Source organism: Pseudomonas sp. LAP_36 (assembly GCF_019456785.1).
Lineage (GTDB): Bacteria > Pseudomonadota > Gammaproteobacteria > Pseudomonadales > Pseudomonadaceae > Aquipseudomonas > Aquipseudomonas tritici.
In genome coordinates, this window is record NZ_JAHZMS010000003.1 from 540847 (window position 1) to 555419 (window position 14573).

General features: G+C 60.6%; 13 protein-coding genes. 7 read left to right on the forward strand and 6 right to left on the reverse strand.

From position 1 onward, the window contains the following. Positions 1-51: 51 nt before the first annotated feature. Both JBO08_RS13600 and JBO08_RS13605 read left to right on the forward strand, forming a co-directional pair. On the forward strand, positions 52-4434 hold the full coding sequence (locus JBO08_RS13600; RefSeq protein ID WP_220074658.1) for an RHS repeat-associated core domain-containing protein: 4383 nt from the start codon (positions 52-54) through the stop codon (positions 4432-4434). 12 nt (positions 4435-4446) lie between these two features. Next, entirely contained in the window at positions 4447-4890 is a 444-nt protein-coding gene (locus tag JBO08_RS13605; protein ID WP_065875504.1) for a hypothetical protein, read from the forward strand. A gap of 88 nt (positions 4891-4978) precedes the next feature. Here JBO08_RS13605 and JBO08_RS13610 read toward each other — a convergent pair whose 3' ends face one another. The 3 genes from JBO08_RS13610 to JBO08_RS13620 form a co-directional block, all read right to left on the reverse strand. Next, positions 4979-5254 carry an HU family DNA-binding protein gene (locus JBO08_RS13610; protein ID WP_003176958.1) on the reverse strand — a complete coding sequence of 92 codons (276 nt, stop codon included), beginning with the start codon at positions 5252-5254 and terminating at the stop codon, positions 4979-4981. Between the two features lie 191 nt (positions 5255-5445). Further along, positions 5446-6594: an NAD(P)/FAD-dependent oxidoreductase gene (locus JBO08_RS13615; protein ID WP_065875505.1), complete on the reverse strand. Its 1149-nt coding sequence runs from the start codon at positions 6592-6594 to the stop codon at positions 5446-5448. 37 nt (positions 6595-6631) lie between these two features. After that, positions 6632-6799: a rubredoxin gene (locus tag JBO08_RS13620; RefSeq protein WP_003213373.1), complete on the reverse strand. Its 168-nt coding sequence runs from the start codon at positions 6797-6799 to the stop codon at positions 6632-6634. Positions 6800-6995: 196 nt separating this feature from the next. On the opposite strand from JBO08_RS13620, the gene JBO08_RS13625 reads away from it, so the two are divergent. Then, entirely contained in the window at positions 6996-7559 is a 564-nt protein-coding gene (locus tag JBO08_RS13625) for a chorismate lyase (RefSeq protein WP_065875506.1), read from the forward strand. Beyond that, the gene (gene ubiA / locus JBO08_RS13630) at positions 7559-8449 is read left to right on the forward strand and encodes a 4-hydroxybenzoate octaprenyltransferase (protein ID WP_065875507.1); all 891 of its coding nucleotides are present in this window, start codon (positions 7559-7561) and stop codon (positions 8447-8449) included. Before JBO08_RS13625 ends, ubiA begins: the two co-directional genes overlap by 1 nt. A gap of 70 nt (positions 8450-8519) precedes the next feature. Here ubiA and JBO08_RS13635 read toward each other — a convergent pair whose 3' ends face one another. Then, a complete protein-coding gene (locus JBO08_RS13635; protein ID WP_065875508.1) occupies positions 8520-8897 on the reverse strand; it encodes a hypothetical protein in 378 nt (125 codons plus the stop codon). 155 nt (positions 8898-9052) lie between these two features. Between JBO08_RS13635 and phoB the strand changes: the two genes are divergently transcribed. The 3 genes from phoB to JBO08_RS13650 all read left to right on the forward strand — a co-directional run bounded on the left by phoB (position 9053) and on the right by JBO08_RS13650 (position 12727). Then, positions 9053-9742 (forward strand): phosphate regulon transcriptional regulator PhoB, encoded by a 690-nt coding sequence (phoB, locus tag JBO08_RS13640; protein WP_010207570.1) that lies wholly within the window; start codon positions 9053-9055, stop codon positions 9740-9742. 55 nt (positions 9743-9797) lie between these two features. After that, the gene (gene phoR / locus JBO08_RS13645) at positions 9798-11120 is read left to right on the forward strand and encodes a phosphate regulon sensor histidine kinase PhoR (RefSeq protein WP_065946069.1); all 1323 of its coding nucleotides are present in this window, start codon (positions 9798-9800) and stop codon (positions 11118-11120) included. Positions 11121-11386: 266 nt separating this feature from the next. Further along, positions 11387-12727, forward strand: a complete 1341-nt coding sequence (locus JBO08_RS13650) for a hemolysin family protein (protein ID WP_065875510.1) — start codon at positions 11387-11389, stop codon at positions 12725-12727. 4 nt (positions 12728-12731) lie between these two features. On the opposite strand, the gene JBO08_RS13655 is transcribed toward JBO08_RS13650, so the two are convergent. Beyond that, positions 12732-13403: a M23 family metallopeptidase gene (locus JBO08_RS13655; protein WP_065875511.1), complete on the reverse strand. Its 672-nt coding sequence runs from the start codon at positions 13401-13403 to the stop codon at positions 12732-12734. Positions 13404-13594: 191 nt separating this feature from the next. Then, positions 13595-14503 (reverse strand): response regulator, encoded by a 909-nt coding sequence (locus JBO08_RS13660; protein WP_065875512.1) that lies wholly within the window; start codon positions 14501-14503, stop codon positions 13595-13597. Positions 14504-14573 lie beyond the last annotated feature (70 nt).

The window sequence follows — 14573 nt, forward strand, 5'->3', positions numbered from 1 at the left end:
CGACTATGGAAAGTTGTGCGTTCAATTCAATCAGGCACGGAAGTGCAGTCCTTGTCTGATGCACTCTGGGCTGCCCGGATGGGCGATGCGCTCTCCCACACCTCGATGATGGCGGACATCCTTGGCGGGGTGCTGGAGGTGGCGGCCAATATCGCGATCACCGCCGTGGCAACCGCTGCGGTGGTTGCCGCCACTGGCATTACCGTTGCGACCGGTGGGCTTGGCTGTTTCCTGCTGGGTGCCGTGGTGGGCACGATTGTCGGCCTGGCCATGAGCAAGACCGGGGCCGACAAAGGCCTGACGAATTTATGCGACACGTTCGCCAACGCGCTGTTTCCGCCCACGGTGCAGGCCAATATTCTTACCGGCTCCACCAACACCCTGACCAACAACATCCCCGCCGCCCGCGCCGCCGGGGCGATCAGTTCCCATGTCGCGCCAGCTGGGACCGAGTTAGAAGAGCCCGCGCCCGAGCCAGAAGCCAGTTACCTGGACATGGCCGGGAGCTTCTTCTCGCAGATGTGGCGCCCTACGGTTGCGACTCCCGCGCCCGGCGCCGTGCCCAAGCCGCTCGACCTGGTGGTGTGCATGAAGCACCCACCGATGCCGCCGCAGTTTCTTGCCGAAGGGTCGGACAAGGTCACGGTCAACGGCCAGCCGGCGGTGCGCAGCGGTGATCGCAGTACCTGCGATGCAACCGTGGTGTCGTCGGGCCTGATTTCTTCCAACGTGACCATTGGCGGTGGTTCGGTGGTGGTGCGTGAAATACGCAGCGGCAAGACCCCGGGTGTGGGGTTGGCGGTCACGGCGTTGTTGATGCTCAAGGGTGGCAAGGGCAAGTTCTTCAGCAAGTTGCCGTGCATGCTGATCGGCGGAGCCACTTCGATGGCGGTCAGCAGTGCGATGGGGGCGATGGCCAACGCAGCGATGGGTTCGTCGAATCCGGTACATGCGGCGACAGGCGCGAAGGTACTGGGCGACGTCGAAGAGCTGGACTTCGTCTTACCCGGCATCCTGCCGATCGACTGGCAACGCTTCTACAACAGCCGCGACGAACGCTCGGGCAGCCTGTTTGGCGCTGGCTGGAGCGTGCCCTATGAAGTGTGCGTAGAGATCCGCCCGCATCCCGAAGGCGGCGAGACGCTGATCTATACCGACGAGCAGGGACGCCCGATTGACATGGGTTCGATCCCGTTGGGCGGCGCGGTATTCAGCCCCGGTGAAGGGCTCGCCGTGCGGCGACACCTCAATGGGCAGTTGTTGATTGAAAGCGACGACGGCCTCTACCGCTTGTTCGAACCCACTCCGGCCAATCCCTCACTGCTGCGTCTGAGCCAACTGGGCGATCGCAACGACAACCGCATCCATATTGACTATGACGAAGTAGGGCGCCTGGTACGTCTGCGCGATACTTTCGACTTGGTGCAGGTTGAGCTGATACGTGACCAAGACCATCTGACCCAGATTGAGCGCCTGTACCCCGACCAACGCCGCGAAGTGCTCGTTAGTTACGGCTACGACACGGCCGGCAATCTGGCTGAGGTGCGTGACGCAACCGGCCAGGTGCAACGGCGTTTTGCCTACGACATCGGTCAGCGAATGGTGGAGCATCAATTGCCCACCGGGTTGCGCTGCTTCTATGAATGGGCCTTGATTGAGGATTTGGAATGGCGCGTGGTTCGGCACTGGACCGATGAGGGTGACACTTACCAGTTCGACTATGACTTGAAGGCTGGCCTCACTCGCATCACCGATGGTTTGCAGCGCGTCAGCACTCGCCATTGGAACACTCAGCACCAGATCATTCAGTACCGCGATAATCTCGGTCAGACCTGGCTGTTCGAGTGGAACGACGAACGCCAATTGCTCAGCGCCACCGACCCCCTGGGTGGGCGCTATGAGTACAGCTACGATGAAAGCGGCAACCTGATAGGCGAGACCGACCCGCTGGGCCGCAGCGACTCGACTTTGTGGCTGGAACACTGGGCGCTGCCGCTGGTAGAAACCGACGCCGCCGATAACAGTTGGCAGTATCGCTACGACCCGCGCGGCAATTGCATTGCCGAAACCGATCCGCTGGGCAACGTCACGCGCTACCGCTATGACGCTCATGGCCAGCCCGTGGAAATTATTGACGCCACCGGCAAAAGCAAAAAACTGCGCTGGAATCCGTTCGGGCAACTGGCCGAGCACATCGACTGCTCAGGTTATCCAACGCGCTTCAGCTACGACGAGCGGGGGTATTTGCAGGTCATCACCGACGCCCTTGGCGAGCGCACTCAATTTATCTACGACGCTCAGGGGCGCTTGCTCAGTACCCAACTGCCGGACGGCCGCACCGAGCACTATCAGCGCGATGTCAGCGGTCAGCTGGTGGGTTACACCGACCCGGCCGGACACACCACGCTTTACCAACACAACCGCCGTGGCCAAGTGCGCCAACGCACCGACGCACATGGGCGGCAGGTGCAGTTCGGCTATGACAGCTATGGACGGCTGCAAGCGCTAATCAACGAGAACGGCGAACGCTATCGTTTTGCGTGGGACGCCGGGGATCGGCTGACTGAACAGCAAGACCTCGACGGCAGCGCCAAGCACTACAGCTATGACCCGCTGGATAATGTCACGGCGGTGACTGCTGTGCCGGCGCCTTACGGAAACGGGCTGGCCCTGGTGCCCGAAACGCCGCCCGCACCCATCATTCATCGGCTGGAACGTGATGCGGTTGGCCGGCTCATCGCCAAAACCACCGACGATGGCCGTACCGATTACAGCTACGATGCGGTGGACCAGCTCACGGCTGTCACCTTCACCGATTCGCAGGGCAACGCCCAAGCCCTGGGCTTTGCCTACGACGCCCTCGGCCAACTGCTTTGCGAGCAGAGTTCGGCAGGCAACCTGCAACACCACTACGACGAACTTGGCAACCTGATCCAAACCCAACTGCCGGAAGGCCGCTGGCTCAACCGCCTGTACTACGGCAGCGGCCACCTGCACCAGGTCAACCTGGACGGCCAGGTCATCAGCGACTTCGAGCGTGACCGCCTGCACCGCGAAGTGCTGCGCACCCAGGGCCAGCTCAGCACCCGCAGCGAATACGACCGCAGCGGCCGCCTGCGTTCACGCCAGCGCCGTCACGCCAGTCAGTCAACCTTGCTGCCCGCTGCGGTGCAAAAACAGTTTGAATACGACCCCGCCGACAACCTGATCGGCAAACTCGACCAACAACCCGCTGCGCAACACCGCCAGTTGCTGCACTACGACGCCACCGGCCGCATCATCGCCAGCCAGGACAGCCTGCACGGCCAGCGTGAAACCTTCGCCTACGACGCCGCAGCCAACTTGCTAGACGGTCCCCAGGCCGGTGCCGGGTTGGTGGTGCATAACAAGCTGCTGACTTATCAGGACAAGCGTTATCGCTACGATGCGTTTGGACGGATGATTGAAAAGCGCAGTGCCAAGCGCGGGTTGCAACGTTTTGCCTACGATGCCGAAAGCCGACTGATCGAAGTGCGTAATGAAAAAGGCAGCGTGGTCAGGATGACCTATGACCCGCTGGGTCGACGCATCGAGAAAACTGAGCATGGCAGTGATGGTTATCCGCTGGGAGAAACTCGATTCACCTGGGACGGACTGCGGTTATTGCAGGAGCATAAGCACAGTCAGACCAGTCTTTATGTTTACGACAATGACGGCTATGAACCCCTTGCCCGCGTCGACGGTACTGGTCCGTTGCAGAAGATTCGCTACTACCACAACGACCTGAACGGGTTGCCCGAACAACTGACCGAGGCCGATGGGCACAGCGTCTGGCAGGCGACTTATCGGGTGTGGGGCAACACGCTGGAGGAAGTGCGCGAGCCTTATTACATTGAAGAGCAGAACCTGCGGTTTCAGGGGCAGTATCTGGACCGGGAGACGGGGCTGCATTTCAACACGTTCCGGTTTTATGATCCGGATGTGGGGCGGTTTACAACGCCGGATCCGATAGGTTTACACGGAGGTTTGAATTTCTATGCGTACGCGTCCAATCCGTTCGGTTGGATCGACCCACTCGGCTTGTCCTGCCGTCTGAACTCCGTGGGTAGAACACCAGGCAAAGCCAGCCGTACAGGGAAAGCGGTGATAGCGCGGATGAGAGCCGAAGGGAAAATAGTTGGCTCCGGAAAAAACATGCGGTTCCAGAGCACTGATAAAAAGTGGTACTCGATCAAAGATGCTGATATGGCTCATAAAACCGATGCTGTTAAATATTGGAACAGCAAAGGTGGTTACCACGGAGCTAAAACCAAGGAAGTGAGAGGTTGGATGCGCGATCCTGACAACTATGAGCTGGAATACTATTCCCACAACCGATCAAAAGGCGCACTGCTGACGGACCGGTACAAGGACCCCGGCGACTTTATCGGCCCGGCAGAAAAGCCTAAATATTAGTAAGGATTATGTATGAAAGACTTGGCAGACGAAAATCCAACACTGGCAGACAAAATCATGGCTGTCATGGCGATGGGCAATGATCTCGATGAGCAAAACAAAAAAACTGAAGCGCAGGTCCTGTACCAACAGGCATGGGATTTACTGCCTGAGCCAAAGCTTGAGTGGGCGCCCTTATCGTCGTGGGTTACAGGTTCTTTCTTCAACCTTCACTTCGACAGCGGCGATTTCCAGGCAGCTGAGTCATGGGCACAAAAGACGCTTGATGGCCGAGAGTCAGATATTGATACCGGCCCACTGATAAACGTCGGAATGGTATTTCTCGAATTGGGAAAAAAGGCCGAGGCTTACAAAGCCTTTGATGAGGCGTATGGGTTCGGTCAGGCACGGGCCTTTCAAGAAAGACCAAAGAAATATCTGAATTTTTATTTGGATGAAAAGAAAAAGAGCCATTGATTGCTAGCCTAAACAAAAAATGGGCACCCGATCCAGTCGGCGTGCCCATTTTTCCTACCACCCCGCCCCCTTCGAGACGGTAACGCCATTACGCGTTAACAGTGTCTTTCAGCGATTTGCCCGGCTTGAACGCGACAGTGTTGCTCGCCTTGATTTTCACCGGCTCACCGGTTTGCGGGTTTTTGCCGGTGCGGGCGCCGCGATGGCGTTGCAGGAAGGTGCCGAAGCCAACCAGGGTGACGCTGTCCTTGCGGTGCAGGGCGCCAGTGATTTCTTCGAGAACGGCGTTGAGGACGCGGTTGGCCTGTTCTTTGGTGAGATCCGCTTTTTCAGCGATGGCGGCTGCGAGTTCTGGTTTACGCATAAGTGAAGCCTCTTTGACGGTTTTTTGTTGTTATGTCCGTGCTGCTCATCGTTGGAGCAACGCCCAAAGCGCCGCAGGCTCTACTCTGCGGCAGACGGGAGTGAGGATGGCATGCCCTCGCACGCTCCGCCAGTCTCGCGGCGACCTTTCTAGGGTGAAAAACGTGCTTATTCCGACAGAACGACCGGTATTTACGCCAGCAGTGGCGGAAGTTCTTTGTTGAGGGCAAGTTTTTCCATCACGGCGGTGCCGGTCAGTGCGTAACCCAGCAGGCGACCGCTGGCGTCGCGGCACAGGGCCTTGATGTCGGCACCCTCGCCGTCAACGCTCCACACGCCTTCGGTGCCCCGTGGTGGGGGTGAAACCACCAGCGGGCAGACCGGCGTCTTGACGGTCACTGGCATCGGGCCGTAGCTGACGGCCGTGGCATTGCCGGCCAAGGTCTGGGCCAGGGCGCGGGCGCAACTCATCAGCGGCATCACGTACAGCAGGTTCAAGCCGTCGACTTCGGCGCAGTCGCCCAGAGCGTAGATGTTGGCGTGGGAGGTCTTGAGGTGGCGGTCCACCATGATCCCGCGATTGGTCTGCAAGCCGGCAGCAGCGGCCAAGTCGACACGTGGGCGCAGGCCGATGGCGGAGACCACCAGGTCGCAGGCGATCACTTCACCGTCCGAGAGGTGCGCTTCCAGGCCGCCTGCGGTACGCAGCAGGCGATTGAGCACCGGGCCCAGGTGGAAGCGTGCACCAAGGCCTTCCAGCCCGGCTTGCACCGCCGCGGCCGCTGCCGGGTGCAGCAGGGTCGGCATGACTTGTTCGCACGGCGCCACCAAGTCGATTTCATAACCGCCAAGGATCAGGTCGTTGGCGAATTCGCAGCCGATCAGGCCTGCGCCGAGCAGCAGCACGCGGCGTTTGCCGGCAGCGGCAGCGCGGAAGCGTGCGTAGTCTTCGAGGTCGTTGATCGGGAAAATCAGTTCAGCCGCATCGCCTTCAACCGGTACGCGCACGGTTTCTGCGCCCCAAGCCAGGATCAGGTCGCGGTAGGCCACCGCTTCCTCGCCGATCCACAGGCGCTTGTGGCCGGGGTCGATGCCGCTGACGCGGGTGTGGGTGCGCACTTCGGCCTTGAGTTGCTCGGCCATGGCGCCCGGTTCGGCCATGCTCAGGCCATCGGCTTCCTTGTTCTTGCCAAAGCCGGTGGAGAGCATGGGTTTGGAGTAGGAGCGCCCGTCATCCGCGGTGATCAGCAGCAATGGGGTCTCGCTGTCGAGCTTGCGAAACTCCCGGGCCACGTTGTAACCGGCCAATCCTGTGCCGATGATCACGACAGGTGCGTTCATTCCTTTCTCCTTGTAGTACGGTTCTTAAATTTGCAGATCAGCCGATTTCGATCATTTCGAAATCCATTTTGCCCACGCCGCAGTCCGGGCACAGCCAGTCTTCCGGGACGTCCTGCCACAGGGTGCCCGGAGCGATTCCGTCATCCGGCCAGCCGTCTTTCTCGTCATAGATCAGGCCGCAGACTACACATTGCCACTTCTTCATTACTTGCTTCCTCAGGGTCCAGGCAGTTTGGCCGACGGTCGATGGATCCAGCGTTGCCGTGCGGCTCAGGGCGTTTTGTACTGATCGGGGCCGGCAGATGCAAGCACGATCGACGCAAGGCACCGGTTCAGCGCGGCAAAAGTCCAAGGTGCCATGGTAAGCTCGCCGCCTCTTTTGCTGCCAATACTGACTCACCGTGCCGCACTCAATCGACCTTCCCGATGCTTGCCAGTGGCTGACCCAGAGCCGTTTGATCCCTGCGCCCGCGCCCTTGACCCTCAACTGGCTGTTCAACGAAGACTCGCTCACCCGGCGGCTGACATGGCTGTCGGACGACGGCTTCAGCGTGACGCCACTGTTCGAAGGCTGGCAGCCACTGCGCGATGATGAATGTGCTGCCCTGGCGCTGGCGCCGGCCAGTATCGGCTGGGTGCGTGAAGTGTATTTGCGTGGGCAGGGCCAGCCGTGGGTGTTCGCGCGCAGTGTGGCGGCGCGCAGTGCCTTGCAGGGCGACGGCTTGCACATGGATGAGTTGGGCAGCCGATCACTGGGCGAATTGCTGTTTTGCGACCAGGCCTTCACCCGCCAGGCGATCGAGGTGTGCCATTACCCGCGGCAGTGGTTGCCCACGGCGGACCAGGCCGACGGGCTGTGGGCACGCCGCTCACGCTTTGATCGCGGTGCGCTGAGCGTGCTGGTGGCGGAGATCTTTTTGCCGAGCTTCTGGCACGCGCTGCATGCCCATCCGGAGAACTGCTGATGTATCAACGCCTGCTCAAATCCCTGAACCGCCTTAACCCGAGGGCCTGGGATTTCATTCAGTTGACCCGGATGGACAAACCCATTGGCATCTACCTGCTGCTGTGGCCAACGCTGTGGGCGCTGTGGATTGCCGGCAAGGGTTCGCCGTCCTTTATCAACATCGTGATTTTCGTGTTGGGCGTGGTGCTGACCCGGGCAGGCGGCTGCGTGATCAATGATTGGGCCGACCGCAAGGTCGACGGCCATGTGAAGCGCACCGAGCAGCGCCCGCTGGTGAGCGGCAAGATCAGTTCCAAGGAAGCGCTGGTGTTTTTTGCAGTGCTGATGGGCATCAGTTTCCTGCTGGTGCTGTTGACTAACGCCACCACTATCCTGCTGTCCCTCGGTGGTTTGGCGTTGGCGGCGAGCTACCCGTTCATGAAGCGTTACACCTATTACCCTCAAGTGGTGCTGGGCGCGGCGTTTTCGTGGGGCATGCCGATGGCGTTTACCGCCGAGACCGGCAGCTTGCCCGCCGCTGCCTGGCTGCTGTACATCGCGAACCTGCTCTGGACGGTGGGCTATGACACTTATTACGCGATGACCGACCGTGACGACGACTTGAAGATCGGCGTGAAATCCACCGCCATTCTGTTCGGTGATGCCGATCGCGTGATTATCCTTACCCTGCAGGGCCTGGCGTTGGTGTGCCTGTTGCTGGCCGGTACACGGTTTGAGCTGGGCGGCTGGTTCCACCTGGGGTTGCTGGCGGCGGCTGGATGTTTTGCCTGGGAGTTCTGGTACACCCGCGACAAGGATCGGATGAAGTGCTTCAAGGCGTTTTTGCACAACCACTGGGCGGGGTTGGCGATTTTTGTCGGAATTGTGGCGGACTACGCGTTTCGCTGAGCGCCGTTTTTCGTGGTGATCGAACTGACGCCCTCGACTTGCTCGCGAAGGCGTCAGAAGCACCGCGTGGTCAGGGCTTGATCACATGCCATGCCCCACCCTTGCCATCACCGGTCTTGTCACCGGCCTTTTTATCATCCTTGTAGGTGTAGACCGGCTTGCCGTCATAAGCCCACTGGCTGGTCTGGTCGTCGCGGGTGATCACGGTCCATTTGCCCATGGAGGTATCGGTGGACTCAGCCTTCAGCGGCGGCCAGTTGGTCGCGCACTGGTCCTTGCACACTGACTTGCCGTCAGCATCCTTGTCGAAGGTGTAGAGGGTCATGCCCTTGTGGTCGACCAGCATCCCATCTTTAGTCATCGCCGGCTCCGCCGCGAACGCCAGGGTCGGCAGCGTTAACACGGCCGTTACCAGCAGGGCTTTCCAGGAAATCGTGCTGTAAGTCATCGGAACCTTCCTATTTTGGTTGTCAGGATTCGGACCCACAGCGTAGTCCACAGAGGCGAGAATTGCCCGAGCGACTAAATTACTGTCACACGACTGCAATAATTCCGTTATCTAATGCGGCGCAAGACAGTTAAATGACAAGAGGATTTTTGAGCATGGTTGGCAGGAGCATTCTGATTGTTGACGACGAAGCGCCCATCCGCGAGATGATCGCCGTTGCGTTGGAAATGGCCGGCTATGACTGCCTGGAGGCGGAGAACTCCCAGCAGGCCCATGCCATTATCGTCGACCGCAAGCCGGACTTGATCCTGCTGGACTGGATGCTGCCCGGCACCTCCGGCATCGAGCTGGCCCGCCGTCTCAAGCGTGACGAGCTGACCGGAGACATCCCGATCATCATGCTCACCGCCAAGGGCGAAGAGGACAACAAGATTCAGGGCCTGGAAGTCGGCGCGGATGACTACATCACCAAGCCGTTTTCCCCACGCGAACTGGTCGCTCGTCTGAAAGCCGTATTGCGCCGCGCCGGCCCCACCGATGGCGAAGCGCCGATTGAAGTCGGCGGCCTGTTGCTGGACCCGATCAGCCACCGCGTGACCATCGACGGTACGCCGGCCGAGATGGGCCCTACCGAATATCGCCTGCTGCAGTTTTTCATGACCCACCAGGAGCGCGCCTATACCCGTGGCCAGTTGCTCGACCAAGTGTGGGGCGGCAACGTGTATGTGGAGGAGCGCACCGTGGATGTGCATATCCGCCGCCTGCGCAAGGCCTTGGGCGAAGCCTACGAGAATCTGGTACAAACCGTGCGCGGCACTGGCTATCGGTTTTCCACCAAGGGCTGAGCCTGCCATCTTTTTTAAGAGCCCGACTTAACAGCTGACAAGGACGCATGTTCAAGTGAATCAAAACTGGCATGGCACCCTGATCCGCCACATGCTTTTGCTGATCACCGGCTGCCTGTTGGTGGGCCTGGTCAGTGGTTATTACGGCTGGAGCCTGGCCGTCGGCATCGCCTTGTACCTGGGCTGGACCCTCAAGCAATTGCTGCGTCTGCACGAATGGCTGCGCCAGCACAAACCCGACGAAGCACCACCCGATGGCTACGGTCTATGGGGTGAGGTGTTCGACAGCATCTACCACCTGCAACGCCGCGACCAACGGGTGCGCGGGCGCCTGCAGGCGGTGATCGACCGGGTGCAGGAATCCACCGCCGCGCTCAAAGACGCGGTGATCATGCTCGACAGCGACGGCAACCTGGAATGGTGGAACCGCGCGGCCGAAACCCTGCTGGGCCTCAAGACGCCCCAGGACAGCGGCCAGCCGGTCACCAACCTGGTGCGCCACCCGCGCTTCAAGGAGTACTTCGAACAGGAGAACTACGAAGAAGCCCTGGAAATCCCCTCGCCCACCAATGACCGCGTGCGCATCCAGCTATACCTGACGCGCTACGGCAACAACGAACACCTGATGCTGGTGCGCGACGTGACCCGCATTCACCAGTTGGAACAGATGCGCAAAGACTTCGTCGCCAACGTCTCCCACGAGCTGCGCACGCCTCTGACCGTGATCTGCGGTTACCTGGAGACGCTGCTGGACAACGTCGACGAGATCAACCCGCGCTGGAGCCGGGCCCTGCAGCAGATGCAGCAGCAAGGTTCGCGCATGCAGACGCTGCTCAACGACCTGCTCTTGCTGGCTAAGCTTGAGGCAACGGACTACCCGTCGGATAACCATCCGGTGGCGGTGCAAAGCCTGTTGCAGACCATCAAGAACGACGCCCAGGCCCTCTCCGGTCAACGCGGGCAGCAGATCACCCTGGAAGCCGACCCCACCGTGCTGCTCAAAGGCAGCGAAGGCGAGTTGCGCAGCGCGTTTTCCAACCTGGTGTTCAACGCCGTGAAGTACACCCAGGACAAAGGCAATATCCGCATCCGCTGGTGGGCCGACGAACAGGGTGCACACTTGAGCGTGCAGGACTCCGGCATCGGCATCGACGCCAAACACCTGCCGCGCCTGACTGAGCGTTTCTACCGCGTCGACTCCAGCCGCAACTCCAACACCGGCGGCACCGGGCTCGGCCTGGCGATCGTCAAGCACGTGCTCTTGCGCCACCGCGCCCGCCTGGAAATCAGTAGCGTGCTGGGGCATGGCAGTACGTTTACCTGCCATTTTCCGCCGGCGCAGATGACGCGTTCGCGGGTGGTTGGCACAGACGAGTAACTCGAAAACGACGCTGGACTAACTGTGGGAGCGGGCTTGCTCGCAAATGCGGTGGGTCAGCTACGAATGAGTTGACTGAGCCACCGCTTTCGCGAGCAAGCCCGCTCCCACAGGGATATGAGTTGTTTTGGAGATTGTCTTCCTTGCCCCGCCCGGCAGTGGGCACTAGGCAAGCGCCCCGTCAGCCGCTACATTGGCCGACTTGCGCCTGCCCTTCAGGCTCACCTGCCACCCTTTATTGAACACGGAACCTGCAAAACCCCATCATGGACCCTTCCCCTGGTATCACCCTCGCTACGCTCTTCGCCGACTTCGGCATGATTCTTTTTGCACTGGTCCTGGTACTGCTCAACGGTTTCTTCGTTGCGGCGGAATTTGCCATGGTCAAACTGCGCTCCACTCGGGTCGAGGCCATCGCCCACACCAACGGCTGGCGCGGGCAGATCCTGCGCACCGTACACAGCCAGCTCGACGCCTACTTGTCGGCCTGCCAGCTGGGTATCACCCTCGCCTCCCTGGGCCTGGGCTGGGTCGGTGAGCCGGCCTTCGCACACATCCTCGAGCCGCTGCTGGGCGCGATGGGCGTCGAGTCCCCGGAAGTCATCAAAGGCGTGTCGTTCTTTGCCGCCTTCTTCGTGATTTCCTACCTGCACATCGTGGTTGGCGAGCTGGCGCCCAAGTCCTGGGCAATTCGCAAGCCCGAGCTGCTGTCGCTGTGGACTGCGGTGCCGCTGTACCTGTTCTACTGGGCCATGTACCCGGCGATTTACCTGCTCAACGCCAGCGCCAACGCCATCCTGCGCATCGCCGGCCAAGGCGAGCCTGGCCCGCACCACGAACACCATTACAGCCGCGAAGAACTCAAACTGATCCTGCACTCCAGCCGTGGCCAGGACCCGAGCGACCAAGGCATGCGCGTACTCGCCTCCGCCGTGGAAATGGGCGAGCTGGAAGTGGTGGACTGGGCCAACTCCCGGGAAGACCTGGTGACCCTGGACTTCAACGCCCCGCTCAAGGAAATCCTCGCGCTGTTCCGTCGTCACAAATTCAGCCGTTACCCGGTATATGACGCGGTGCGCAACGAGTTCGTGGGCCTGTTGCACATCAAGGATTTGCTGCTGGAGCTGGCCGCCCTGGACCACATCCCCGAATCCTTCAACCTGGCCGAGCTGACCCGCCCGCTGGAGCGTGTGTCGCGGCATATGCCGTTGTCGCAGTTGCTGGAGCAGTTCCGCAAAGGCGGCGCGCACTTCGCCCTGGTGGAGGAAGCCGATGGCAACATCATCGGCTACCTCACCATGGAGGACGTGCTGGAAGTACTGGTTGGCGATATCCAGGACGAACACCGTAAGGCCGAGCGCGGCATCCTGGCCTATCAACCGGGCAAGCTACTGGTACGCGGCGATACCCCGCTGTTCAAGGTGGAGCGCCTGCTGGGTGTCGACCTGGACCACATCGAAGCCGAAACCCTGGCCGGGCTGATCTACGACACCCTCAAGCGGGTGCCGGAAGAGGAAGAAGTGCTGGAGGTGGAAGGCTTGCGCATCATCATCAAGAAGATGAAAGGGCCGAAAATCGTGTTGGCCAAGGTGCTGCTGCTGGATTGAACCCTCAATTGCCCAACGCGAAGTTGGGCAATGCACCCACTGGCTGGTTGAACTCGTACGGGATCGACACCAGCCCCGCCTCGCTGGCGCGCTGCACCACAAAATGCAGATGCGGCCCGCTGCTGTTGCCGGTATTGCCCGACAACGCCAGCGGGCTTCCCACCGCTACACGCTGCCCTGCCCTGACACTCACCGAACCTTGCTTGAGGTGCAGGTACACGCCCTCGGTGCCGTCATCGTGACGCACCCGCACGAAATTGCCTGAGGCATCACTGCCACGCCCCTCCTGCTCAGTCTCGGTCTTCACCACCACACCGCTGCGCGCCGCAATGATCGGCGTGCCTTCCGGCATGGCGATGTCCATGGCGTAGCGGCTCTTGGCGTCGGTGTGGCTGAAGCTACCGTTGGGGCCTTGGCTCAGGCGGAACGGGCCGCCGCGCCAGGGCAAGGGATAGCGGTAGGCTTGTTGTGAATAACGCGGTTGGGGCGCCAGGGGCATCAGCGGTTTCACGCGTTCGACCCTACGCTCCTGGATCACAAACGCCTGGGCACCCGGGGTTTGCCGGTCACTGAAAAACACCTCGCCATTGGCATCGGTGGATTTGTAGAGGGTCATGGCCTGGGTCGAAGTGACGACCGCTGCCAGCCCGCAGCACAGTAGTAAGCGCATGAGCATGGCGTGAACCTGCCGATATGACTGCACGGGAGATTAGCTAGCGATCGTTACAGTCTGTAGTGAGCGGGCTTGTCCCGCGCTGGGTGGCGAAGCCGCCCTAATGCAGCCACCGCATTTTTTCAGATGAAACGCGTCGTCTGGTTTTGGGGCGGCTTCGCCACCCAGCGCGGGACAAGCCCGCTCACTACAAATCACGCACCCGGCACAAAATGCTTCTGCGCCGTACCGCGTGCAATCAGGCGGGAGATGTAGTCGAGCTTCTGCGCGTCCTGGTCGATAAACCGGAAGGTCAGTTGCAGCCAGTCGCTATCAGGCTTGGGTTCGAAGGCGACGATGGCATGCAGGTAGCCGTTGAGGCGCGCCACTTCAGCGTTGTCGCCTTGTTCCAGGTCGAGCACGGCGCTTTCCAGTACCTGAGGCAGGACTTCGCCGCGACGGACCACCAACAGCGCTTCCTTTATGCTCAACGCCTTGATCACGCATTGTTGGGTGCCACTGGACAGGCGCAACTGACCTTGACCACGACCGCCGGCCGGGGATGCCGCGGCAGGCGCTTGAGCCGCTGGGCTGTTGAGCAGGCCTCGGCTCGGAGCAGGAGCAGCAGCCACTGGTGCCGACTTGACCGCTTCGGGTTTGCCGCCGGTCAGGGCGCTCAGGGAGTCGTTGCCGAAGGCCGAGTTCATCTTGGTGGGTGCGCTGGCGACCAGGGCGTCGAGGCGGCCAACCTTATGCAGCGCCTGCTTGACCTTGCTCAGCAGCTGTTCGTTGGTGAACGGCTTGCTGACGTAGCCGGAAACCCCGGCCTGGATGGCCTGGACCACGTTTTCCTTGTCGCCACGGCTGGTCACCATCACAAATGGCATGGCCTTGAGGTGAGGTTGCTCACGGCACCAGGTCAACAGCTCAAGCCCGGACATCTCCGGCATTTCCCAGTCGCACAGCACCAGGTCGAAGGATTCGCGCATCAGGATGGCCTGGGCCTTTTTACCGTTCACCGCGTCTTCAAGCTTGATCCCGGGGAAGTAGTTGCGCAGGCACTTCTTCACCAGGTCGCGGATAAACGAGGCGTCATCCACCACCAATACACTGACTTTACTCATCGACCCTTCATCCTATAAAAACTTCGGCACGCAAGACGCCTGACTGATGGCATTTTGCCAAAACTCTGCA

What these genes read in the sequence shown, in the direction of transcription:
- ubiA (WP_065875507.1), top strand. Translation starts at nt 7,559, where the DNA reads ATGTATCAACGCCTGCTCAAATCCCTGAACCGCCTTAACCCGAGGGCC.
- JBO08_RS13605 (WP_065875504.1), top strand. Translation starts at nt 4,447, where the DNA reads ATGAAAGACTTGGCAGACGAAAATCCAACACTGGCAGACAAAATCATG.
- JBO08_RS13635 (WP_065875508.1), bottom strand. Translation starts at nt 8,897, where the DNA reads ATGACTTACAGCACGATTTCCTGGAAAGCCCTGCTGGTAACGGCCGTG.
- JBO08_RS13650 (WP_065875510.1), top strand. Translation starts at nt 11,387, where the DNA reads ATGGACCCTTCCCCTGGTATCACCCTCGCTACGCTCTTCGCCGACTTC.
- JBO08_RS13655 (WP_065875511.1), bottom strand. Translation starts at nt 13,403, where the DNA reads ATGCTCATGCGCTTACTACTGTGCTGCGGGCTGGCAGCGGTCGTCACT.
- JBO08_RS13620 (WP_003213373.1), bottom strand. Translation starts at nt 6,799, where the DNA reads ATGAAGAAGTGGCAATGTGTAGTCTGCGGCCTGATCTATGACGAGAAA.
- JBO08_RS13660 (WP_065875512.1), bottom strand. Translation starts at nt 14,503, where the DNA reads ATGAGTAAAGTCAGTGTATTGGTGGTGGATGACGCCTCGTTTATCCGC.
- phoB (WP_010207570.1), top strand. Translation starts at nt 9,053, where the DNA reads ATGGTTGGCAGGAGCATTCTGATTGTTGACGACGAAGCGCCCATCCGC.
- JBO08_RS13610 (WP_003176958.1), bottom strand. Translation starts at nt 5,254, where the DNA reads ATGCGTAAACCAGAACTCGCAGCCGCCATCGCTGAAAAAGCGGATCTC.
- JBO08_RS13615 (WP_065875505.1), bottom strand. Translation starts at nt 6,594, where the DNA reads ATGAACGCACCTGTCGTGATCATCGGCACAGGATTGGCCGGTTACAAC.